This is a genomic window from Nocardioides sp. YR527, from assembly GCF_900101045.1.
GTDB lineage: Bacteria > Actinomycetota > Actinomycetes > Propionibacteriales > Nocardioidaceae > Nocardioides.
On the sequence record NZ_FNFN01000003.1, the window covers coordinates 727,578 to 750,008 of the forward strand.

General features: G+C 68.5%; 23 protein-coding genes. 13 read left to right on the forward strand and 10 right to left on the reverse strand.

The genetic code is table 11. The annotated features are described in order from the left end of the window. Positions 1-27 precede the first annotated feature (27 nt). Complete coding sequence (rfbB, locus tag BLT25_RS12045) at positions 28-1,026, forward strand: dTDP-glucose 4,6-dehydratase (protein WP_091045902.1); 999 nt, start codon at positions 28-30, stop codon at positions 1,024-1,026. 5 nt (positions 1,027-1,031) lie between these two features. Beyond that, positions 1,032-2,414, forward strand: a complete 1,383-nt coding sequence (locus BLT25_RS12050; RefSeq protein ID WP_091046313.1) for a sugar nucleotide-binding protein — start codon at positions 1,032-1,034, stop codon at positions 2,412-2,414. Positions 2,415-2,552: 138 nt separating this feature from the next. On the opposite strand, the gene BLT25_RS12055 is transcribed toward BLT25_RS12050, so the two are convergent. After that, positions 2,553-3,488 (reverse strand): sulfite exporter TauE/SafE family protein, encoded by a 936-nt coding sequence (locus BLT25_RS12055; protein WP_091045903.1) that lies wholly within the window; start codon positions 3,486-3,488, stop codon positions 2,553-2,555. Between the two features lie 28 nt (positions 3,489-3,516). Between BLT25_RS12055 and BLT25_RS12060 the strand changes: the two genes are divergently transcribed. The 3 genes from BLT25_RS12060 to BLT25_RS12070 all read left to right on the forward strand — a co-directional run bounded on the left by BLT25_RS12060 (position 3,517) and on the right by BLT25_RS12070 (position 5,584). Beyond that, positions 3,517-4,473 carry an asparaginase gene (locus tag BLT25_RS12060; RefSeq protein ID WP_091045906.1) on the forward strand — a complete coding sequence of 319 codons (957 nt, stop codon included), beginning with the start codon at positions 3,517-3,519 and terminating at the stop codon, positions 4,471-4,473. 141 nt (positions 4,474-4,614) lie between these two features. Beyond that, positions 4,615-5,055 (forward strand): helix-turn-helix domain-containing protein, encoded by a 441-nt coding sequence (locus BLT25_RS12065; RefSeq protein WP_091045907.1) that lies wholly within the window; start codon positions 4,615-4,617, stop codon positions 5,053-5,055. Further along, on the forward strand, positions 5,033-5,584 hold the full coding sequence (locus tag BLT25_RS12070) for a hypothetical protein (protein WP_091045910.1): 552 nt from the start codon (positions 5,033-5,035) through the stop codon (positions 5,582-5,584). Before BLT25_RS12065 ends, BLT25_RS12070 begins: the two co-directional genes overlap by 23 nt. Before the next feature lie 145 nt (positions 5,585-5,729). Here the strand turns inward: BLT25_RS12070 and galE are convergent, their stop codons facing one another. Continuing rightward, positions 5,730-6,707: a UDP-glucose 4-epimerase GalE gene (galE, locus tag BLT25_RS12075; RefSeq protein WP_091045912.1), complete on the reverse strand. Its 978-nt coding sequence runs from the start codon at positions 6,705-6,707 to the stop codon at positions 5,730-5,732. 43 nt (positions 6,708-6,750) lie between these two features. Between galE and BLT25_RS12080 the strand changes: the two genes are divergently transcribed. The 7 genes from BLT25_RS12080 (at position 6,751) to BLT25_RS12110 (ending at position 12,709) form a co-directional block, all read left to right on the forward strand. After that, on the forward strand, positions 6,751-7,425 hold the full coding sequence (locus tag BLT25_RS12080) for a dihydrofolate reductase family protein (RefSeq protein ID WP_091045914.1): 675 nt from the start codon (positions 6,751-6,753) through the stop codon (positions 7,423-7,425). Positions 7,426-7,603: 178 nt separating this feature from the next. Further along, a complete protein-coding gene (locus tag BLT25_RS12085; protein WP_256328557.1) occupies positions 7,604-8,437 on the forward strand; it encodes a carbohydrate ABC transporter permease in 834 nt (277 codons plus the stop codon). After that, positions 8,434-9,291: a carbohydrate ABC transporter permease gene (locus BLT25_RS12090; protein WP_091045919.1), complete on the forward strand. Its 858-nt coding sequence runs from the start codon at positions 8,434-8,436 to the stop codon at positions 9,289-9,291. The genes BLT25_RS12085 and BLT25_RS12090 overlap by 4 nt, the downstream gene beginning before the upstream one ends. A 42-nt stretch (positions 9,292-9,333) precedes the next feature. Continuing rightward, positions 9,334-10,707, forward strand: coding sequence for an ABC transporter substrate-binding protein (locus tag BLT25_RS12095; protein WP_091045921.1), 1,374 nt, complete (start codon positions 9,334-9,336; stop codon positions 10,705-10,707). 48 nt (positions 10,708-10,755) lie between these two features. Beyond that, the gene (locus BLT25_RS12100; protein ID WP_091045924.1) at positions 10,756-11,514 is read left to right on the forward strand and encodes an enoyl-CoA hydratase-related protein; all 759 of its coding nucleotides are present in this window, start codon (positions 10,756-10,758) and stop codon (positions 11,512-11,514) included. Positions 11,515-11,561: 47 nt separating this feature from the next. Next, entirely contained in the window at positions 11,562-12,329 is a 768-nt protein-coding gene (locus BLT25_RS12105; protein ID WP_091045927.1) for a DinB family protein, read from the forward strand. 8 nt (positions 12,330-12,337) lie between these two features. Next, positions 12,338-12,709 carry a YrdB family protein gene (locus tag BLT25_RS12110; protein WP_091045930.1) on the forward strand — a complete coding sequence of 124 codons (372 nt, stop codon included), beginning with the start codon at positions 12,338-12,340 and terminating at the stop codon, positions 12,707-12,709. On the opposite strand, the gene BLT25_RS12115 is transcribed toward BLT25_RS12110, so the two are convergent. From BLT25_RS12115 to ectB, 8 genes are all read right to left on the reverse strand, one after another. Continuing rightward, positions 12,657-13,421 carry a helical backbone metal receptor gene (locus tag BLT25_RS12115; RefSeq protein WP_371113334.1) on the reverse strand — a complete coding sequence of 255 codons (765 nt, stop codon included), beginning with the start codon at positions 13,419-13,421 and terminating at the stop codon, positions 12,657-12,659. The genes BLT25_RS12110 and BLT25_RS12115 overlap by 53 nt on opposite strands. Before the next feature lie 76 nt (positions 13,422-13,497). Continuing rightward, on the reverse strand, positions 13,498-16,614 hold the full coding sequence (gene icmF, locus BLT25_RS12120; protein WP_091045932.1) for a fused isobutyryl-CoA mutase/GTPase IcmF: 3,117 nt from the start codon (positions 16,612-16,614) through the stop codon (positions 13,498-13,500). A gap of 89 nt (positions 16,615-16,703) precedes the next feature. Further along, a complete protein-coding gene (locus BLT25_RS12125) occupies positions 16,704-17,186 on the reverse strand; it encodes a MarR family winged helix-turn-helix transcriptional regulator (RefSeq protein WP_176883821.1) in 483 nt (160 codons plus the stop codon). A gap of 36 nt (positions 17,187-17,222) precedes the next feature. Then, positions 17,223-17,774, reverse strand: a complete 552-nt coding sequence (locus tag BLT25_RS12130; RefSeq protein WP_091045936.1) for a hypothetical protein — start codon at positions 17,772-17,774, stop codon at positions 17,223-17,225. Positions 17,775-17,811: 37 nt separating this feature from the next. Further along, on the reverse strand, positions 17,812-18,141 hold the full coding sequence (locus BLT25_RS12135) for a DUF4333 domain-containing protein (protein WP_091045939.1): 330 nt from the start codon (positions 18,139-18,141) through the stop codon (positions 17,812-17,814). Positions 18,142-18,238: 97 nt separating this feature from the next. Next, positions 18,239-19,138, reverse strand: coding sequence for an ectoine hydroxylase (thpD, locus tag BLT25_RS12140; protein WP_091045941.1), 900 nt, complete (start codon positions 19,136-19,138; stop codon positions 18,239-18,241). Continuing rightward, positions 19,135-19,551 carry an ectoine synthase gene (locus BLT25_RS12145; RefSeq protein ID WP_091045943.1) on the reverse strand — a complete coding sequence of 139 codons (417 nt, stop codon included), beginning with the start codon at positions 19,549-19,551 and terminating at the stop codon, positions 19,135-19,137. The genes thpD and BLT25_RS12145 overlap by 4 nt, the downstream gene beginning before the upstream one ends. A 28-nt stretch (positions 19,552-19,579) precedes the next feature. After that, on the reverse strand, positions 19,580-21,478 hold the full coding sequence (gene ectB / locus BLT25_RS12150) for a diaminobutyrate--2-oxoglutarate transaminase (RefSeq protein WP_256328558.1): 1,899 nt from the start codon (positions 21,476-21,478) through the stop codon (positions 19,580-19,582). Between the two features lie 182 nt (positions 21,479-21,660). Here ectB and BLT25_RS12155 point away from each other — a divergent pair, with 182 nt between their 5' ends. Next, the gene (locus tag BLT25_RS12155) at positions 21,661-22,365 is read left to right on the forward strand and encodes an IclR family transcriptional regulator (protein WP_091045945.1); all 705 of its coding nucleotides are present in this window, start codon (positions 21,661-21,663) and stop codon (positions 22,363-22,365) included. Positions 22,366-22,431: the final 66 nt, after the last annotated feature.

Genomic DNA, 22,431 nt, shown 5'->3' on the forward strand with positions numbered 1-22,431 from the left:
CGGATTAATTCTGCCTACGATGAACCGGTGAGACGGATTCTTGTGACAGGCGGGGCCGGGTTCATCGGCTCCAACTTCGTGCACCACCTCGTGGCCAACACCGATGCGTACGTGACGGTGCTCGACAAGCTGACCTATGCCTCCTCGGAGGCATCGCTGGCGGGGCTCCCGGAGGACCGGGTGAAGCTCGTGGTCGGCGACATCGCGGACGCCGCGGTCGTCGAGCCGCTGGTGGCGGAGTCGGACGCCGTGGTGCACTACGCGGCCGAGTCGCACAACGACAACTCCCTCTCGGACCCGGCTCCGTTCGTCCAGACCAACATCGTGGGCACCTTCGTGCTCCTCGAGGCCGTCCGTCGTCACGACGTACGTTTCCACCACGTCTCCACCGACGAGGTCTACGGCGACCTCGACCTCGATGACCCGAAGCGGTTCACAGAGGACACGCCGTACCAGCCGTCCTCGCCCTACTCGGCCTCCAAGGCCGGCTCCGACCACCTCGTCCGCGCCTGGGTGCGCTCCTTCGGCGTGCGCGCGACGATCTCCAACTGCTCCAACAACTACGGCCCCTGGCAGCACGTGGAGAAGTTCATCCCGCGCCAGGTCACCGAGGTGATCGAGGGGCGCCGGCCGCGCGTCTACGGCGACGGGCTCAACGTACGCGACTGGATCCACACCGACGACCACTCCTCGGCGGTCTGGACGATCCTGGAGAAGGGCCGGATGGGGGAGACCTACCTGATCGGTGCCGACGGCGAGAAGTCCAACGTCGACGTCGTCCGCGCGATCCTGCGTCACTTCGGGCGCCCCGAGGACGACATCGAGTGGGTCACCGACCGCGCCGGCCACGACCGGCGCTACGCCATCGAGTCCGGCAAGCTGCGCAGCGAGCTCGGCTGGGAGCCGAAGTACCAGGACTTCGACAAGGGTCTGGCCGCGACGATCGCCTGGTACCAGGAGAACGAGGCCTGGTGGTCGCCGCTCAAGCACGAGACCGAAGCCAAGTACGCCGCGAAGGGGCAGTGATCTCGGTGGCTGAGCTTCGCGTCGAGGAGACCCCGATCCCGGGTCTCCTGGTAGCCCACCTGCCCGTGCACGGTGACGCTCGCGGCTGGTTCAAGGAGAACTGGCAGCGCGAGAAGATGGTCGCCCTGGGGCTGCCGGACTTCGGGCCGGTGCAGAACAACATGTCCTTCAACGCCTCCCGTGGCGCGACCCGAGGCATCCACACCGAGCCGTGGGACAAGTTCGTCTCGGTGGCGTGCGGGCGGGTCTTCGCGGCGTGGGTCGACATGCGGGAGGGGGAGTCCTTCGGGACGACCTTCTCCGTCGAGATCGGGCCCGAGACCGCCGTCTTCGTGCCGCGTGGGGTGGGCAACTCCTACCAGGCGCTGGAGGACCTCACCGTCTACTCCTACCTGGTCAACGACCACTGGCGCCCCGGATTCGCCTACCCGGCGCTTCACCTGGGTGACGAGACGGCGGCGATCCCGTGGCCGATCCCGCTGGAGTCCGCCGAGATCTCCGAGAAGGACCTCACCAATCCGCGGCTGGCCGAGATCACCCCGATGAAGCCGAAGAAGACGCTGATCATCGGCGCCAACGGCCAGCTCGGCCGCGCGCTGGTGTCGGTCTTCCCGGACGCCGACGCGGTCGACCTCGACGAGCTCGACATCTCCGACGAGAAGGCGGTCGCGGCCTGGCCATGGCCCGACTACCAGCTCATCCTCAACGCCGCCGCCTACACCGCGGTCGACGTCGCCGAGACCGCCGACGGCCGGCGCACCGCTTGGGCCGCCAACGCGACCGCCCCGGCGCTGCTCGCCCGGGTCGCGACCGAGCACCGGCTGACCCTGGTGCACTACTCCACCGAGTACGTCTTCGACGGCACCGCCACCGAGCACACCGAGGACGAGCCGGTCTCGCCCCTCGGCGTCTACGCCCAGTCCAAGGCCGCCGGTGACATCGCCGTCGCGGGCACCGCTCGGCACTACCTCCTGCGCACCTCCTGGGTCGTCGGTGACGGCAAGAACTTCGTACGCACCATGGCGGCTCTCGCCGAGAAGGGCGTCTCGCCCACCGTGGTCGACGACCAGATCGGCCGGCTCACCTTCACCGACACGCTCGCTGCCGCCACCGCTCACCTGCTGCGGTCCGGGGCTGCGTACGGGGTCTACAACTGCACCAACGCCGGGGAGCCGTGCTCGTGGCGGGACGTCGCCGCCGAGGTGTTCTCACTGTCGGGGCGTGACCGGGCCGATGTGGGCGCCACCTCGACCGAGGCGTACTTCGCCGGCAAGGACGGCGTCGCGCCGCGACCGCTCAACTCGGTGATGTCGCTCGACAAGCTCGCCGCCACCGGCTACGAGCCCGAGGACCATCTCGAGGCTCTCCGCCGCTACCTGAAGGCCTGACGCATCCGCTGGTCGAGCCGCCGGAGCCGCTAGGCGGAGGCGTGTCGAGACCAACACGGTCCCCTCTGCGCTCGACAGGACTGTGTTGGTCTCGACACGCTCGGCCGCAGGCGGCCTCGCGGCTCGACCAGCGGGCTGCTACTTCTCGGAGCGCTCCGGGAGCCGCCAGGCGGCGGCGTTGTTGTCGAAGGCGTCCAGGCCGCGCGACTGGCGGATGAAGCCCCACAGGAGCGGGCCGAGCAGCAGCATCGCGCCACCGAGGAGCAGCAGGAAGGTGGCATCGGCGCCGAGCATCTTGGCGCCCGAGAGCGTCAGCATGATGACGATGCCGCGCCGGATGACCGACTGGGAGACCCAGCGGGCCATCCGGGAGCCGAGGAAGGTGCCGGGGGTGCCGCCGAGGATGAGCGGGATCAGCACCGCCCATTCGACGCCGTGGTTGATGACCTGGCCGATCGCGGCCGCCAGGACGAGCGGCACCGCCTGGAGCAGGTCGGTGCCGACCAGCTTGACCGCGGAGAGCGTCGGGTAGACCAGCAGCAGAGCGATCATGATGACCGAGCCGGAGCCGACCGAGGTGATGCCGACCAGGAGACCGCCGAGCGCGCCGATGACGATGGTGAGCAGCGGCTTCAGGCGGGGATCTTCGTCGGGAGCCTCGTTGCCGGCAGCGACCTGGCGCAGCTGCAGGTACATCCGGAACATGTAGGACGCCGCCGCGAACAGCAGTGCCCCGCCGAGGACGAGCTTGAGGAAGTGGTCGGTGTCGCCGGGCGCCAGCTTGTGGACGAAGGTGCCCAGGAACGCGCACGGCACCGAGCCGATGATGAGGTAGGTCGCCAGCCGTACGTTGGGCGAGCCGTGGCGCCAGTGCACCGCGGCACCGACCGACTTGTTGACCGAGGCGGCGACGAGGTCGTTGGCGACCGCGGTCGTCGGGGGCACCCCGAGGAAGATCAGCGCCGGCGTCATCAGGGCGCCTCCGCCCATGCCGGTCAGCCCGACGACGATGCCGATGCCGAAGCTGACCACGAGCACGCTGAGCGCGTCTTGGGTGAGGAGGTCGGCGAACACGGGGCAACTCTCACATAGTCTCGCCCCCATGCCAGCACCCGTGCCGTTCGCCGAGATCGTCCGCTCCGACTTCGTCGAGGGACACCACTACGGATCAGTCGTCTCCCTGGCCGCCGACGGCACCGTGAGCTGGTCGCTCGGTGACGTCGACTCGCCGATGCTGCCGCGCTCCTCGAACAAGCCGGTCCAGGCCCTCGCGATGGTGATCCTCGGCCTCGACCTGGCGCCCGACCTGCTCGCCCTCGCCTGCGCCTCGCACTCGGGCGAGGAGTTCCACCAGGAAGGCGTACGCCGCATCCTCGCCACCGTCGGCCTCGACGAGTCCGCGCTCGGCAACATCGAGGACTACCCGTTCGGGGTCGAGGCGCGGGAGGAGGCGCTCCGTCGCGGCGAGCCGAAGACCCGGCTGGCGATGAACTGCTCCGGCAAGCACGCCGCGATGCTCGCCACCTGCGTTGCGGCCGGCTGGCCGCTGGAGGGCTATCTGGACCCGAAGCACCCGCTCCAGGAGGGGATCTGCGAGGTGCTCGAGGCGTGCACCGGCGAGGTCGCGTACGCCACCGTCGACGGCTGTGGGGCGCCTGCCCTGTCCACGTCGCTGACCGGGCTGGCGCGGGCGTTCTCGACGATCGGCTCGGCGGTGGACGGTCCGGCCGCGCGGGTCGCCGAGGCGATCCGGTCCCACCCCGAGTACGTCTCGGGCACGACGCGCGACGAGCTCGCGTTGCACCGTGCAGTACCCGGGCTGATCGGCAAGCTGGGTGCCGAGGCGGTCTATGCCGTCGCGCTTCCGGACGGCCGCGCGTGGGCGCTGAAGGCCGACGACGGCGGTGACCGGGCGCGGGCGGCGGTGATGGCCGCCGCGCTGCTGCGGGACGGGGTCGGTGACCTCGACGGGGTCGACGCCGACGCGTTGCGGGCGACCGGGGACGCACCGGTCCTCGGTGGTGGGCTCAGGGTGGGGGAGATCCGCGCGCTGTTGTGACCTGCTAGCGGCGCGCTAGCGAGTCGGGGATGCCGTGACTGCGCGTGTTTGCCCCGGTTGACGAAGCAACTAGTGGGTGATGTGTGTCACTTCGGTTGCCCAGGACTTGTGATTGCTAGCAATTGTTAGCACACTGGAGTCATGGTCAAGAGCAAGGTCACGAGTGCGGTAGGCACTCTCGGCGAGTATCTGAAGGAACAGAGGATCTCGGCCGAGATGTCTCTGCGTCAGCTCGCCGACCAAGCAGGTGTGTCCAACCCCTACCTCAGTCAGATCGAGCGCGGTCTGCGCAAGCCATCGGCTGAGGTCCTCCAGCAGATCGCCAAGGCGCTGCGGATCTCGGCGGAGCAGGTCTACGTCCGTGCCGGGATCCTCAGCCCCGACTCCAACGTCGGGGGGTCCGTGGAGCTCGCGGTGCTCGCCGACCCGAACCTGACCGAGCGGCAGAAGCACTCGCTGCTCGACGTCTATCACTCGTTCCTTGCTCTCAACAGTCGTGTCACCGACGATGCGCCGGCCGCCGATGAAACCGCTGAACCCCATCACGAGGAGAACCCAGATGCCCACGCTGCCCAAGATTGAGACCACCAAGCCCCTCAACGCCGTCGCCGGCGTCGCGGACCTCGCCTACGAGACCGTCAAGGGCTACGCCACCGACCTGCAGAAGAAGGTCGACGACTACCGCTCCGAGGCGACCACCAAGCTGACCGACGCCCGCTCCAAGGCGACCGAGAAGGCCACCGCCTACCGCACCCAGGCGACCGAGAAGGCGACCGCTGCCAAGTCCACCGTGACCGGCTTCGACCCGAAGTCCCTCCCGGCCCTGGCCAAGGAGCAGTACGCCGTCCTGCCCGAGAAGCTGAAGACCACCGTCAAGGCCAAGCTCGACGAGACCACCGGCTCCGCCACCGGCACTTACGACAAGCTCGCCACCCGCGGTGAGACCTTCGTCGCGAAGTTCAAGAAGGCCGAGACCGAGACCCCCGTTGCCGAGGCTCCGAAGGCTGAGGCTCCGAAGGCTGAGGCCCCCAAGGCCGAGGCTGCTCCGGCCGAGAAGCCGGCCCCCGCCAAGAAGGCTCCGGCGAAGAAGACGGCTGCCAAGAAGGCCTGATCCTGGCCCTGTACGCCCGACGGCTCACCGAGGTAACTCGGTGAGCCGTCGCTTATTTCGTGGAGTTCCACGAGGTGGGTGACCGTTGACCGAGTTGCCTCGGTGAACATCCCGCCCGAGGCGATGTCCTGAGCTTGTCGAAGGGTCAGCTCGGGTAGTCGGCACCCGCGGCCTGGCGGGCCTCCCAGGCGGTGGCGACCATGGAACGCAGGTCGTGGCGCATCTCCCAGTCGAGGTCGCGCCGGGCGAGCTCGCCGGTCGCGACGATGCGGGCGGGGTCACCGGGACGACGCGGCTTGATGACCGGCTCGAAGTCGATGCCGGTGACCTCGCGGATGGCGTCCATGATCTGGCGTACGGAGGAGCCGTCGCCCGAGCCGAGGTTGTAGACCGGCTCGAGGTCCTTGCCCTCGGCGAGCCGCTTGGCGGCGACGACGTGGGAGTGGGCGAGGTCGGCGACGTGCACGTAGTCGCGTACGCAGGTGCCGTCGGGGGTCGCGTAGTCGTCGCCGTTGATCTGCGGTGTCTTGCCCTTGGCCAGCGCGTCGAAGACGAGCGGGAAGAGGTTGTGGGGGCTGGTGTCGTACAGGTCCTTCGAACCCGAGCCGACGACGTTGAAGTAGCGCAGGCTGGTGTGCGCGAGCCCCTCGGATCGCGCCACGTCGGCGATCAGCCACTCGCCGATCAGCTTCGACTCGCCGTAGGGGCTCTCCGGGTTGGTCGGCGTGGTCTCGGTGACCAGGTCGACGTCAGGGGTGCCGAAGGTGGCGGCGGAGGACGAGAAGACCAGCTTGTCGACACCGGTGGCCGTCATCGCCTCGAGGAGGTTGGCGGTGCCGGTGACGTTCTGGGCGTACGTGTGCAGCGGCCGCTGCACCGAGACGCCCGCGTACTTGAAGCCGGCGAGGTGGATGACTCCCTCGACGCCGTGGTCGGAGATCGCCTGCTCGATCGCGGACCTGTCCAGCAGCGTCGCCTCGACGAAGGCGACGTTGTCGGGCACGAACTTCGAGAATCCCGAGGACAGGTCGTCGATGACGATCGGCTCGATGCCTGCGTCGAGCAGTGCCTGCACGACGTGCGATCCGATGTAGCCCGCGCCTCCGGTAACCAACCAACTCATGCGATGAAGATAGCGGGCTGTCCTGAGCGGTTAGGTTTGCGGGGTGAGGCTCCTGCACGGTGACGGCGACCCGACGACCCCCGAAGGCCTGCGCGCCATCTACGCCCCGCCGCGCCTGCCGTGGCTGCGGGTCAACATGGTCAGCTCCCTGGACGGTGCGGCCACCGGCTCCGACGGCCGTTCCGGCACGGTCAACAACGCCGTCGACGTCGACGTCTTCCACGTCCTGCGCGACCTCGCCGACGCCGTCCTGGTCGGTGCAGGGACCGCCGTCGCCGAGACGTACGCCGCCACGGGGGCGCCCATCGTCATCGTCTCCCGCCGCGGCCGGGTCCCCGACGACCTGCGCGGCTGCGAGCCCGGCACGGTCCGGCTCGCCACGGTGGCCGAAGCGCCCGGCCTCGACGCCGCGCGCGACGAGATCGGCGAGGAGAACGTCTACGTCACCGGCACCTCCGAGGTCGACCTGCAGGCGCTCCGCGACCGGTTGCACGAGGAGGGCATGCGTCACGTGCTCTGCGAGGGCGGGCCGAGCCTTCTCGGCTCGCTGCTCGAGGCAGGTGTGGTCGACGAGCTCTGCCACACGATCACGCCCAAGCTCCTCGCCGGCGACGGCAGACGGATCGTGACCGGGCCGCCCACCGACGTACCGGTGTCGCTCGGCTCGCTCATCGAGCACGAGGGCACGTTGCTCGGACGTTGGCTCGTAATCAGATGACGTTCACGGTCAGTTTCCGGTAACGAAATCTTGAGACCGAGAGTTTTACTCTTGACGGGGTCCGACCCAGCCGCTTGACTCACCGATCGTGCCAGGTATGACGGCCGTCACGACCAAGCGACCACGTCAGGCACTCTCGGGAAGACGCTTACGGGAGTGGCTGATCTTTCTGGCGTTCGTGGCACCCAACGTCGCGCTGATCGTGGTCTTCACCTATCGGCCGCTCCTTCAGAACATCTACTACTCGACGCTCAACTGGACGCTGGGATCGAAGTTCGCGACCCCGGTCGGGCTGGGCAACTACCGCGACTTCTTCACCTCCGGCGAGGCGAGGGAGGTGCTGACCACGACCGCGATCTTCACCGTCGCGACCGTCGGTCTCACCCTCGCCCTGGGCCTCGGCGTCGCACTGGCGCTCAACCGCAAGCTTCCCGGCGCCGGGTTCGCGCAGGCGACGGTCTTCGCGCCCTACATCCTCTCCGGCTACGGCGTCGGGCTCGCCTGGCTGTACATCTTCGACCCCAACATCGGCGCGCTCTCGGCGATCCTGCGCGACGTCGGCCTGAACAGCCCGGAGTGGATCAACTCGCCCCGCTGGACGCTGACGATGGTGATCATCGTCTACGTCTGGAAGAACCTCGGCTACGCCGCGGTCATCTACCTCGCGGGCCTCCAGGCGGTGCCGGGCGACGTGCTGGAAGCGGCCGATCTCGACGGTGCCGGTCCGGTGCGGCGGTTCTTCACGGTGACCCTGCCGCTGCTGTCGCCGACCACGTTCTTCCTGCTGGTCACCACGATCCTCAACAGCCTGCAGGCCTTCGACCTGCTGATCGCGATGGACAAGCTCGGCCGGGGCGCCCGCACCCTGATCTTCGACGCCTACCTGACCGGCTTCAAGGAGCAGAGCCAGGCGGGCTACTCCGCGATGCTGTCCACCGTGCTCTTCGCGATCCTCGTGGTGATCACGCTCATCCAGCTGATCGTCGTGGAGAGGCGGGTCCACTACCGATGAGCACGACGACGGCTCCCTCACGCAAGCTGCGGCTGACGCCGCTGACCGTACGCGACTATCTGGTGCTCCTGCTCGCGGTGCTCGTCGTCGTGCTGCCGCTCGGCTACATGATCCTGGCCTCCTTCAAGGGCGCAGGCGACCTGGCGACCACCGACCTGGTCGTCTTCCCCGAGGTCTGGAAGCCGGAGAACTACTCCGAGGCCGCGGTGAAGGTCCCCTTCGGACGCCTCTTCCTCAACTCCACCATCGTCACGGTCGTCGGCGCGGGGCTGAAGGTGCTGCTGGCGATCCTGACGGCGTACGGCCTGGTCTTCTGCGAGTTCCCGGGCAAGAAGTACGTCTTCTGGGGCGTGCTCGCCACGATGATGGTGCCGCCGCAGGTCACCGCGCTGCCCAACTACGTCTTCATCAGCAGCCTCGGCGGCGAGAACACCTACTGGGGACTCATCCTGCCGGGCCTCGCCACCGGCTTCGGTACGTTCCTGCTGCGCCAGGCCTTCATGCAGCTGCCCTACGAGGTGATCGAGGCGGCTCACCTCGACGGCGCCGGCCACTGGCGGAGGCTGTGGCACTGCGTGGTGCCGATGTCGCTGCCGTCGATCGCGACCGTGGCCCTGGTCAACGTGGTCTACGAGTGGAACGACTACCTGTGGCCGCTGATCATCATCACCGACCCGGCGATGATGACGCTGCCGCGCGGTCTGACGCTGCTGCAGAACAGCGAGTCCGCGGCCAGCTCGTTCGGCGTCCTGATGGCCGGCACCGTGATGGTGCTGCTGCCGATCCTCGTCGTCTTCGCGTTCCTGCAGCGTCACATCGTCAACGGCTTCACCCAAGGCGGCGTCAAAGGCTGACGTTCTCAGCCCACAGTTGGCACAACAGGGAAAGGATGCTTCATGAATACCTCGTCCAACCTGCATCGCTCGGGTCTGATCCTGGACCGACGACGGTTCCTCGGCCTCAGCGCCCTGGGCATCTCGGCGGCGGCGCTGTCCGCCTGCGGCGGCGGGCCCTCGACCAGCGGCGGCGGAGGTGCCAGCGCTGTCGAGCAGATCGACTTCAGCGGCGTGAAGCCGGCCAAGGAGGTCACCTTCTGGACCTCCAACCCCGGTGACTCGATCAAGGTCAGCACCGAGATCGTCAACGCCTTCAACGCCTCCCAGTCCGACATCACCGTCAAGCTGGTCACGGCCGGGGCCGACTACGAGGAGATCGCGCAGAAGTTCCAGACCGCGCAGACCGGAGGCGACCTGCCCGACATCATCAACCTGTCGGACGTGTGGTGGTTCCGCTACAAGATGAACGACCAGATCATCCCGCTCGACTCCCTCTTCGAGGCGCTCGAGTTCGACACCGACGACTACGTCGACTCGCTGCTGGGCGACTACCTCTACGACGACGCCCACTGGGCGGTTCCGTGGGCACGCTCGACGCCGCTCTTCTACTACAACAAGGACCACTGGAAGAAGGCCGGACTCTCCGACCAGGGCCCGCAGTCCTGGGAGGAGTTCGACGAGTGGAAGACCAAGCTCGCCGCGACCAGCGGTGCGAAGTTCGCCTTCCAGTTCCCGGCCCTGGCGGGCTACGCCGGCTGGACCCTGCAGAACAACCTGTGGGGCTGGGGCGGCGGCTGGTCGAAGGAGGAGTCCTTCGACATCACCTGCAACTCGGCCGAGGCGGTCGAGGCGCTCTCCTTCCTCAAGGACTGGGTCTACAAGGACAAGGTCGCCGGGGTCGCCGGCGTCGACCAGATCCAGGACTTCGCGGCGGGTGTCGCCAGCGCCACCGTCGGCTCGACCGGTGACCTGATCAACGCGATCACCTCGGCGAAGTTCGATGTCGGCGTCGCGCCGCTGCCCGCAGGGCCGGCGGAGAGCGAGCGGATCTGCCCGACCGGCGGATCCGGCGTCGGCATCCCGAAGGACATCAGCCCCGAGCGGCAGCTCGCGGCTGGCACCTTCATCAAGTTCCTCACCGAGCCCGAGCAGGCGATCAAGTTCTCCGAGGCGACCGGCTACGTGCCGATCCGCAAGTCCGCCGACCCGGCGGCGATCCTGGAGAAGACCCCGCAGGCCCAGGTCGCGATCGACCAGCTCCCCAACACCCGCTCGCAGGACTACGCCCGAGTCTTCCTGCCCGGCGGCGACCTGGAGATGGCCAACCACATGGCCTCGATCCTCACCGAGAACAAGGACGTCCAGGCAGAGATGGACAGCCTGAAGACGGCGCTGGAGAAGATCTACACCGACCAGGTCAAGCCGCACATCTGATGAACACGGCGTAGGGCACCCCCACGGGGTGCCCTACGCTCGGTTCTCGTGAGCGAGGACTTGGTAGTGGAGCGGCGCCCGGGCGTCGTGCAGGTGACCTTCAACCGGCCGCAGAAGCACAACGCCTTCACGCACGCGATGTACGGCGCGCTGCACGACCTGTGCGACGAGCTGGCCACCGACGAGTCGGTGAAGGTGCTGGTGCTGACCGGCACCGGCGGTCGGGCGTTCGCCGCCGGCAACGAGATCTCCGACTTCCTCTCCCGCGACGCGGTGGACTACGAGGACTGGATCCGCTCGCTGCTCGAGAAGCTGTTCGCGCTCCCGCAGGTCACCATCGCCGCGGTCGACGGCGTCTGCGTCGGCGGTGGGCTCGCGGTCGCGACCCACTGCGACCTGCGGGTCGCGACGCCGCACTCCCGCTTCGGCTACCCGATCGCGAAGACCCTCGGCAACGCGCTCGCGGCGTCCATCGTCTACCGCGCCGCCGCCGTCTTCGGCGAGCCGGTCGTGCGCGAGATGCTGCTCGCGGCCCGACTGGTCGGCGCCGACCGTGCCTATGCCACCGGCGCGCTGACCGCCGTCACCGACTCGCTGGCCGAGGAGGTCGACGCCCTGGTCGAGGGCATCCTGCCGCTCTCCGGCGTCACCGTTCGTGCCACCAAGAGCCAGCTCGCCGCCTTCGCCGCCCGGGCCGAGACCTCGCCCGAGGGCGACGAGGACCTGCTGCGCGAGGTCTACACGGGTGCCGACTTCAAGGAGGGCGTACGCGCGTTCCTGGCCAAGGAGAAGCCCGCCTTCCGGTAGTCCGTTTAGTCCGTTGACGGCATCGCTGGGTGGGCCGACGATGGCGTATGCCTTCCGAGCAGTCTGAACAGACGAAGACGTACGTCGACAGCGACCGGTTCCGCGACGCGCTGATCCAGCAGAGCGATGTCGGTGGCCTGGAGATCCGCGACTGCTGGTTCGAGGAGCGGGTGAAGATCGTCGACTGCTGGGGCCCCGAGGTCTATCTCGCCGGGGACATCGGGCGGATCGTGGTCAACGACGTCGACGTGACGGCGTACGTCCAGGCCGAGCTCGACCGGGTCGAGCCCAACCGGGTGCTGGCCCGCGAGGCGCGGACCGCCGACGAGATCCGTGCGGCGTGGACGGCGGTCGAGGAGACCTGGGCGGCGACGGTGTCCCAGGTGCGGGAGATGCCCGAGGAGCTGCACCGCCGGCGGGTCGACGACGAGTGGTCGTTCGTCGAGACCCTGCGGCATCTGCTCTACGCCAGCGACAAGTGGTTCGGCAACCCGGTCCTCGAGGAGGATGCGCCCTACCACCCGCTCGGCTACGGTCCCGGCGGCGATCCTGACGGAGTTCCCGGAATCACCGTCGACGCCGACCCGTCCCTCGACGAGATCTTGGCGCCACGTCTCGCCCGGATGGCCACCATCCGGGCCTACGTCGCGACGGTCACCGATGCGGACCTCGACCGGCTCTGCACCCGCAAGCCGATCGGCAACGACCCCGAGGCCGACTACTCCGTACGCCGCTGCCTCAAGGTCGTGCTCGCCGAAGAAGCCGAGCACCACCGCTACGCCGCGCGTGACCTGGCCGTTCTCGCGGCGGGCTGAGGGCGACGATGAAGGTGTTCGGATGGTCCGTGCTGACCCTGGTGTTCCTCGACGAGCTGCTGGCCATGGCCGCCTTCGGGGTGTGGGGCTGGCAGCAGGAGCCTCGGTGGCTGCTGGTCTGGCTGCTGCCGGTTGCGGCGATGTTCGTCTGGTGGCTGTTCGCCTCGCCGAAGGCGGCTCGTGGCGGGCCAGTGATCCGGCCGGTCGTGAAGGTGATCGTCTTCGGGCTCGCCTCGCTGGCGCTCCTCGATGCCGGTCACCCCGGCTGGGCGCTCGCGCTGCTGGTCTTCTCGGTCGTCGTCAACGGTCTGGCCCAGATACCGGCGATCAGCCGGCTGCCCACCGACGTGCCTCGAGGAGACTCGGTCCGTACCAGGTGATCAGTCGGCCGCTGACCAGCTCGGTCGGCGTCCGGGTGAAGGCCTCCGGGCCGTCTGCTTCGGTGAAGACGTACGGCTCGTCGGGCAGCAGAACGACGTCGGCCCCGGCGCCGTCGACCTCGGCCAGGTCGACGTGCGGATAGCGGTCCGCGTGACGGCCGAAGACGTTCTCCCAGCCCAGCCGCCGCAGCAGGTCACCGGTGAAGGTCCGTGAGCCGACCACCATCCACGGGTCGCGCCAGATCGGCACGACGACCCGGCGGGTGACCCGGGGGAGCGGCCCGCACCACTGCTGACGGGCCTCGGTGAGCCAGTCGGGGCGGTCCCAGCCGAGCCCGTCGAGGAGCCGTTCCATCGAGCTGATGGCATCGGGGACCGTCTCGATGTCGGTGACCCAGACCTGGACGCCGCGCTCCCGCAGCCGGCGTACGTCCAGCTCCCGGTTCTCCTCCTTGTTGGCCACCACCACGTCCGGCGCCAGCGCCGCGATCGCGGCCAGATTGGGGTTCTTGGTGCCCCGCACGCGCGGCACGTCCAGGTCCGACGGATGCGTGCACCAGTCCGTCGCGCCGACCAGCCGGTCCGCCGCGACCGAGGCGAGCGCCTCGGTCAGTGACGGGACCAGCGAGACCACCCGGGTCGCGGGGGTCGGGCCGTCGTACGCGGTTCCCAAGTCGTCGCGCGTGGCCGGATGCTCACCGAGGTAACTCACTCAACGCTCGCTTCCTTCGTGGAACTCCACGCGGGAAGTGGCTGTTCACCGAGGTACCTCGGTGAACAGCCACACCTCACACGTTCCGCCGATACTGCCCGCCCACCTCGAAGAACGCCTCGGTGACCTGCCCGAGCGAGCAGACCCGAGCTGCGTCCATGAGCGCGGCGAAGACGTTCTCGTCGGAGGTGGCGGCCTGCTTGAGACGTACGATCGCCTCTTCCGCCTCCCGGGAGTGGGCGGCCTGGAAGGCGTGGACGCGGTCGAGCTGGGACTTCTTCTCGGTCTCGGTCGCCCGGGCGAGCTCGACGGGACCGGCCGGCTCGCCGTCGGTGGAGCGTACGAACGTGTTGACGCCGACGATCGGCAGGGTGCCGTCGTGCTTGCGGTGCTCGTAGAGCATCGACTCGTCCTGGATCTTGCCGCGCTGGTAGCCGGTCTCCATCGCACCGAGCACGCCGCCGCGCTCGGAGATCCGGTCGAACTCCTTCAGCACTGCCTCCTCGACGAGGTCGGTGAGCTCGTCGATGATGAACGAGCCCTGCAGCGGGTTCTCGTTGAACGCCAGGCCCCACTCGCGGTTGATGATCAGCTGGATCGCCAGCGCGCGCCGTACCGACTCCTCGGACGGGGTCGTCACGGCCTCGTCGAAGGCATTGGTGTGCAGCGACTGGGCGTTGTCGTAGATCGCGATCAGTGCCTGCAGCGTGGTGCGGATGTCGTTGAAGTCCATCTCCTGCGCGTGCAGGGACCGGCCGCTCGTCTGGATGTGGTACTTCAGCTTCTGCGAGCGCTCCGAGGCGCCGTAGCGGTCCCGCATCGCGACCGCCCAGATGCGGCGCGCGACCCGGCCGATGACCGAGTACTCCGGGTCCATGCCGTTGGAGAAGAAGAACGACAGGTTGGGCGCGAAGTCGTCGATCGACATCCCGCGGGCGAGGTAGGACTCGACGTAGGTGAACCCGTTGGCCAGCGTGAAGGCGAGCTGGGAGATGGGGTTCGCCCCCGCCTCGGCGATGTGATAGCCGGAGATCGAGACCGAGTAGAAGTTGCGCACCCCCTGCTCGATGAACCACTCCTGGATGTCGGCCATGCAGCGCAGCGAGAACTCCGTGGAGAACAGGCAGGTGTTCTGGCCCTGGTCCTCCTTGAGGATGTCGGCCTGCACCGTGCCGCGGACCGTCTGCAGCGCCTTCGCCGGGTCGACCCCGCGCTCGCGCGCCTGGTCGATCACCGTGTTGAGGAAGAAGGCCAGGATCGTCGGCGCGGGACCGTTGATCGTCATCGACACCGAGGTCGTCGGGGCCAGCAGGTCGAAGCCGTCGTAGAGCGCCTTCATGTCGTCCAGCGTCGCCACCGAGACGCCGGAGGTGCCGACCTTGCCGTAGATGTCGGGGCGTACGTCGGGGTCACGGCCGTAGAGCGTCACCGAGTCGAACGCGGTCGAGAGCCGGGTCGCGGGCTGGCCCTCGGAGAGCAGCTTGAAGCGGCGGTTGGTGCGGAACGGGTCGCCCTCGCCCGCGAACATCCGCGCCGGGTCCTCGTTGGCCCGCTTGTAGGGGAAGACGCCCGCGGTGAACGGGAAGAACCCGGGCAGGTTCTCGTTGCGCAGGAACCGGGTCAGCTCGCCGCGGTCGGTGTAACGAGGGGTCGCCACCCGCGGGATGTAGTTGCCCGCCAGCGATGTCCGGCCGCTCTCGTCGGCGGCGTACGTCTCCGTGGTCTCCTGCCACGACGAGAGCTGTGTGCGCAGGTCGTCGGGGAGGTCGCCGGCGGGTGCCTCGAGCTCGGGGTGGTCCTCGGCGACGATCTCGTAGGCCTGCTCCTTGCGCGCCGCGGTGACGAGCTCGTCGGTGCGCGCGTGGTAGTCGCGTACGTCGCCCGCGATCTCGGCCAGGTAGCGCACCCGCTTCTCGGGGATGATCGGGTGCAGGCCCGTCGAGTGGCGGGTCGAGACGCGGGGGAGGACGCCCTCGCCCATCGTGAGCCCGGCCTCGGCGAGGAGCCCGCGCAGGTGCTGGTAGAGCGCGGTGACGCCGTCGTCGTCGAAGGCGGCGGCCGAGGTGCCGAAGACCGGCATGTCGTCGGGGGAGGAGGTGAAGGCCTCGCGGTTGCGGACGAGCTGGCGCGACACGTCACGCAGCGCGTCCTCGGCCCCGCGCCGCTCGAACTTGTTGATCGCCACCACGTCGGCGAAGTCGAGCATGTCGATCTTCTCCAGCTGGGACGCGGCGCCGAACTCGGGCGTCATCACGTAGAGCGAGACGTCGACGAAGTCGCTGATCCCGGTGTCGCCCTGGCCGATGCCCGGCGTCTCGACGATCACGAGGTCGACGGCTGCCTTCATCACGGCGAGCACGTCGGCGAAGTGCTCGGGCACGGTGTGTCCACCGCGGGTGGCCAGGGAGCGGTAGAACGTCGTCGAACCGCCGTCGGTGATGGCGGCGAGGGAGTTCATCCGGATCCGGTCGCCCAGCAGCGCCCCGCCGCCGCGGCGACGCGTCGGGTCGATGGCGAGGACGCCGATGCGGAGCTTGTCCTCCTGGTCGGTGCGCAGCCGTCGGACCAGCTCGTCGGTGAGCGAGGACTTGCCGGAGCCGCCGGTGCCGGTGATGCCCAGGACGACCGCCTGGCCCGCCGCGCGCAGCGGGTCCGCGATCTCCGCGGGCAGCCGGCCCTGCTCGGCCGCGGTGATGGACCGCGACAGGGAGAGGGGGCAGCCGGCGAGCACGTCCTCGGCAGCGAAGTTGAAGGTGGGCCACAGGTCGCGGTCGACGTCGCGCACGACCGTGTTGATCATCCCTGGAAGCCCCAGCCGCTGGCCGTCCTCGGGGGAGAAGATCTTGACGCCGGAGTTGGCCAGTCGCTCGATCTCGTAGGGCACGATGACGCCGCCGCCCCCGCCGACGACCTTGACGTGACCGGCGCCGCGCTCCTTGAGCGCGGTGACCAGGTACTCGAAGAACTCCACGTGACCGCCCTGGTAGGACGAGACCGCCACGCAGTGGGCGTCCTCCTGGACAGCAGCGTCGGCGATCTCGGTCACCGAGCGGTTGTGGCCGAGGTGGATCACCTCGCACCCCTGGGCCTGGAAGATCCGGCGCATGATGTTGATCGCCGCGTCGTGACCGTCGAACAGGCTGCTCGCGGTCACGATCCGTACGTGATGCTGGGGGATGTGGAGGTCAGACATCGGCGGTGCTCCCAGGGAATAGTTGGACGTCTAAGTATTTCCAGGATAGGTCGTCCTTCGCATACTCGCCAGTACGCGAAGACTAAGTTTCAGCCGACCGTGTCCCCGGAGGCCGCACGGAGCTGGGTGAGCAGCGCGGTCAGGTCGTGCACGTCCTCGATGCCGGGCTTCTCGAAGACCTCGCTGTTGAGCGAGATCGTGGCCGCCTCGACCGTCTCGCGGCCGGTGTCGGAGATGGCGGCGAGGACCACGCGTCCGTCGGCGGCGGAGCGGCTGCGGCGTACGAAGCCCTGCTTCTCCAGCCGGGCGACGGCGCTGGTCACCGAGGCCGGGTGGACCTGGAGGCGGGAGCCGAGCTTGGCCATCGGGAGCTGGCCGTCCTGGGTGAAGGAGAGGAGGCGGAGCACCTCGTAGCGGGCGAAGGAGAGGTCGTGGGGTCGCAGCGCCGAGTCGACGCGCTCCATCACCAGCTGGTGCACGCGCACGAGCGAGGTCACCAACGCCATCCCGTCAGCGGCGTCGGCCCAGCCGTGCGCGATCCACTGCCGTTCTGCCTCGCGGATCGGATCCATGCGGGCCAGCATCACACAGTTGGCTTGATGATCGTCCTACGACGGCGTGCCGAACGTCCCGAGCAGGTTGAGAATCACGGCGAGGCCGATGACCGTCGCGATCACCGAGAGCGTCACGACCAGGCCGACCGCGACGGAGAAGCCCGCCCCTTCGTGCCGGGCGCCGCGCTGCTGCAGCGCGTAGAGCCGGGCGACGCTGGTGATCAGCGTGCGGCCCTCCTCGGCGTCGAAGCGGAACTGGTCCAGGTCGGGGACGGCCTCGGGGTCGTGCACGGTCCACACGCCTTGGTCGGTCTGCTCGTCATCGGCCTCGATGCGGCGTACGCCGGTCCTCTGCGTGTGGGGCACGTCGCCGAACCAGACGAGGCTGCGGGTGTCCTCGATGATCGCGTACGAGCTCCGGGTCGGCATCGAGACGTGGTAGGTGAAGACCCAGTGCAGCTTGGCGGCCAGCAGCGTGGAGTGCCAGCGTTCGTCGGCCAGGTCGAGCTCCACGTCGAAACCGCGCGCCGTCTCGGTCGCCTTGTAGGGCGTTCCGTCGCACACGCGCGCGACATGGTCGAAGAAGGGCCTCGCATGAGGGGACACGAATCAACAGGTTATCTGTTCCGGGAGCTCCGTGGGCTCACTCCGTGGCGTTGGGCGGCACGTCGATCTGGAAGTGGACCCGGCCACCGTCGACGTCGTCGACGGTGATGATCGCGTCGTACTTCTCACCCTCGGAGGTGAGGACGCAGGTCATCTCGGTGCCGACCTTGCCCTCGAGGTCGCCGGGGCAGTCCAGGTCCTGGGGGGTGACGCCGATGGCGTTGGTGAGCTGCTCGGTCGCGATTCGCTCGACGGTCTTCTCCTGCACGTAGTCCTCGCTCGAGCCGCCGCACGCCGTCAGGGCGAGCGACAGCACGAGCAGAGCCGCGCCGGTCAGGGCGCCCGAGAAGGCGCGGGTACGTGTCATGCGCTCAGCCTAGGGGTAGGCAAAGATCAGGCAGACGTACGCCGCACCCGCTCGGGCGCGAAGACGCGAAGACGCGAAGACGCGAACGGCCGAGGGGTCAGCCCACCGGAGCGAAGTCGCGCGCCCCGATGAACGTGGGCCGCGGCCTCGGCGCCGAGAACGGCTCGACCGCGGTGTTCTCCACGCTGTTGAACACCAGGAAGACGTTCGAGCGCGGGTATGGCGTGATGTTGCCGTTGGACCCGTGCATGCAGTTGCAGTCGAACATGACCGCGCTGCCGGCGGCCCCGGCCAGCACGTCGATCCCGTAGGTGTCCGCCATCTTCGTCACCGTCTCCTGATCCGGGGTGCCGGCGCCCTGCATCACCAGCGAGGACCTGTAGTTGTCCTCGGGAGTGGCGCCCCCGCACGAGACGTACGTCCTGTGCGTGCCGGGCATGATCATCAGCGGCCCGTTGTAGGAATGGTTGTCGGTCAGCGAGATCGAGATGCTGGCGGTCCGCATCCGGGGCAGACCGTCCTCGGCGTGCCAGGTCTCGAAGTCGGAGTGCCAGGAGAAGTCACCGCCGCCGAAGCCGGGTTTGAGGTTGATCCGGCTCTGGTGGATGTAGACGTCCGAGCCCAGGACCTGCCGGGCCCGGCCGACCACGCGCGGATCGGCCGCCAGCCGGGCGATGAGCTCGCTGGTCCTGTGCACCTCGAAGATCGAGCGCACCTCCTGTGAGGCGGGTTCGATGATGGTGCGCTGGTCGGCCCGGATCTCGGGGTCGTTGCTGAGCCGGTGCAGCTCGGCGCGCAGCTCCGCGACCTCCTCGGGCGTGATGAGGTCGGGGACGGTCAGGTAGCCGCGCTCGGCGTAGGAGTCGAGCGTCTGCTGGTCGATGGGCCCGTCGGCCGCGGTACCCCAGACGACCTTGTCCTGGCGGGGGAGCGTGCTGAAGCCCTCCTCGAGGCGGGTGGGGTACACGTCCTCGACGTGCTCGGTTGCAGCGGTCATGCAGTGACCTCCTCGGTCTCGGTGAGAAGTGGGTAGACGCCGTCGTCGTCGTGAACCTCGCGGCCGGTGACCGGTGGGTTGAAGGTGCAGATCAGGCGCAGATCGGTCCTCGCGGTGACGGTGTGCTTGTCGTGCTTGTCGAGCAGGTAGCACATCCCGTCGCGGATCTCGTACGTATCTCCCGTCTCGCGGTCGAGGAGCTCGCCCTCACCGCCGACGCAGTAGACGCACTCGATGTGGTTGGCGTACCAGAACTCGTTCGTCGTCCCGGCGGGGATGTTGGTCTCGTGGAAGGAGAAGCCGACGCCCTCGCGGGCCAGCACGATCCGGCGGCTGCGCCAGGTGCCGTGCTCGGACTCGACGCGTACGTCTCGGTCGGTGTCGTCGAGGTCTTCCAGATAGGTGACGCGCATGTTGTCTCGTTTCAGGTGTCGGGGGAGTTCAGGCAGCGCTGTCGCCGAGGACGGCCGCGGTGGCCTCCTCGAGGATGGCGATGCCGCGGGCGAGCTCCTCGGAGCTGATGGTCAGCGGCGGCATCGTCTTGAGCACCTCGTCCTCGGGTCCGGAGGTCTCGACCAGCAGGCCGCACTCGTAGGCCGCGGTCGCGATCTTCCCGGCCGAGCTGGCGTCCGGGAAGGCGATGCCGGTCAGGAGGCCGCGACCGCGGACGGTCGCGCCCTCGTACCGCTCGGCGATCTCCGTCAGCCCCGTGCGCAGCTCGGCGGCCTTCGCCTGGACCTCGTTCTGGAAGGAGTCATCGGCCCAGTAGGTCTCCAACGCCACCTTGGCGGTGACGAAGGCGAGGTTGTGGCCGCGGAAGGTGCCGTTGTGCTCACCGGGCTCGAACTGGTCCAGCTCCGGCCGGATCAGGGTCAGCGCCATCGGCAGACCGAAGCCGGAGATCGACTTCGACAGGCAGACGATGTCGGGGGAGAACCCGGCCTCCTCGAAGCTGAAGAACGTGCCGGTACGCCCGCAGCCGGCCTGCACGTCGTCGACGATCAAGATGATGTCGTGCGCGCGGCACAGGTCCGAGAGCGCCTTGAGCCACTCCAGCCGGGCGGCGTTGAGGCCGCCCTCGCCCTGGACGGACTCCACGATGATCGCGGCCGGCTTGTCGACGCCGGAGCCGCTGTCCTCGAGCACCCGCTCCAGCCACATGAAGTCGTCGACGGCCCCGTTGAAGTAGTCGTCGTAGGGGATCTTCGAGCTGTTGGTCAGCGGGATGCCCGCGCCCTTGCGTTTCATCGAGTTGCCGGTCACGGCCAGCGAACCGAGCGTCATCCCGTGGAACGCGTTGGTGAACGACAGTACGTGCTGGCGCCCGGTCACCTTGCGGGCCAGCTTGAGAGCGGCCTCGACGGAGTTCGTGCCGGTCGGACCGGGGAACATCACCTTGTAGTCGAGGCCGCGCGGCTCGAGGATCAGGTCGGAGAAGGCCTGCAGGAAGTCCCGTTTCGCGCTGGTGTGCATGTCCAGCGAGTGCAGGATCCGGCCTTCGCGCAGGTAGTCGAGCAGCGGATCCAGCAGGGCGGGGTTGTTGTGCCCGTAGTTGAGAGCGCCGGCCCCGGCGAAGAAGTCCAGGAACTCACGCCCGTCCTCGCTGGTGAGGGTGGAGCCCTGGGAGTGGGTCATCACGGCCGGCCAGCTGCGGCAGTAGCTGCGGACCTGCGACTCCAACGAGTCGAAGATCGCGGTGGCAGGTTCGGTGGTCGTCGTCATGGACATGACACCTCCGGGTGTGGTCGATCGTGCGGTCGAGAACGGGCCGATGCGGAACAACAGCTCCGGGTCGTGCCCGTCGGGGAACATCGCGGCCTCGAAGAGCGGCGTGCGCTCGATCGGGGCGCTGCGGGCGTTCGCGAACGAGGTGAACAGCGCGATGGAGGCGCTGTTGTCCGCGGTGATGGTCGTCTCCAGGCGGCGTACTGCGGGGTCGCCGGAGAGGCGACGTACTGCGGGGTCGCCGGAGAGGCGACGTACTGCAGGGTCGCCGGAGAGGCGACGTACTGCAGGGTCGCCGGAGAGGCTGTCGACGAGCTCGTCGAGCATGCGGCGGGCCAGGCCCTGGCCGCGGTGCCGCTCGTCGACGGCGACCTGCCAGATCATCAGGGTCTCTGGCTCGTCCGGACGGCGGTAGCCGATGACGAATCCTCCTGGATCGTCATCGACGGTCGCGACGATCGATGTCGCCGCGAAGTCGCGCGCCCACAGCAGGTAGGCGTACGAGGTGTTGACGTCGAGTACCCGAGAGTCCCGTGCCATCCGCCACAGATGCTGACCGTCCTCGAGGTTCGGTGAGCGGAAGTCGACTCGGGTGGCCGACTCCGGGCGGGGCACGCTGCCATTCGAATTGCGATGTGGCATCGCTCCACGACGCTAACAGGATGCAGGACCTGAGGCCCGCGGCGAGTCCGCACTCCGATATGTGGGGCGGATGAGTCGCATATCGGGTGCCGGTCTCCCGCGGGAACGGGTAGGGTGTTCATATAACGCACACATTTGAGAAGGGTCGTCTTCAGATGCTTGAGTCCGCGCCGCCGGCCGGTGCGCAAACGATCGATCGTGGTCTGCGGGTGCTGTGGTACCTGGCCGAGCATCCTCTGGGGGTCACCCTCGCGTCGTTGAGCCGGGACATGGGGATGAACCGGACGGCCCTGCATCGGCTGATGGAGACCTACCGAGCCCACGACATCGTCCGCCGCGACGAGAACAAGTGCTTCCACCTGTCCTACGGGCTCGTGCAGCTCGCCTCGCACGTCGACAGCGACCTGCACCGCATCGCCTACCCGGTGCTGGCCGAGCTGGCGGACGCGACCGGTGGGACCGCGCACATCATGGTCCCGGTCAGCGACAACGAGGTCCAGGCGATCGCCGTCGTGGAGCCACGCAACGCCGCGGTCCATCTCTCGTTCCGGACCGGGCACCGTCACCAGATAGATCGCGGCTCGGGTGGGATCGCGATCCTCGCCGGCCGGCCACCGAGCGAGGACGACTCCGAGGAGGTGCGCGAGGCCCGACGCCTGGGGTACGCACTGTCGTTCGAGCAGATCATCCCCGGAGTCGCGGGGGTGTCGGTGCCGGTGCCCACCCCGGCCAAGATGCCGGAGGCGTGCATCGGGATCTCGCTCGTGGACCGGAACGCGGCCGATCGCGCGGCCCCGCTGGTGGTCGAGGCGGCCGAGGAGCTCAGGTCGCTGCTGCTCGTGCACGGTGGCCAACGCTGAGAACGGCAGGATCCCGGGCCTCGGGCGACGTGCCTCGAGACCCGGGATCCGATCCGGGGCCGTGCC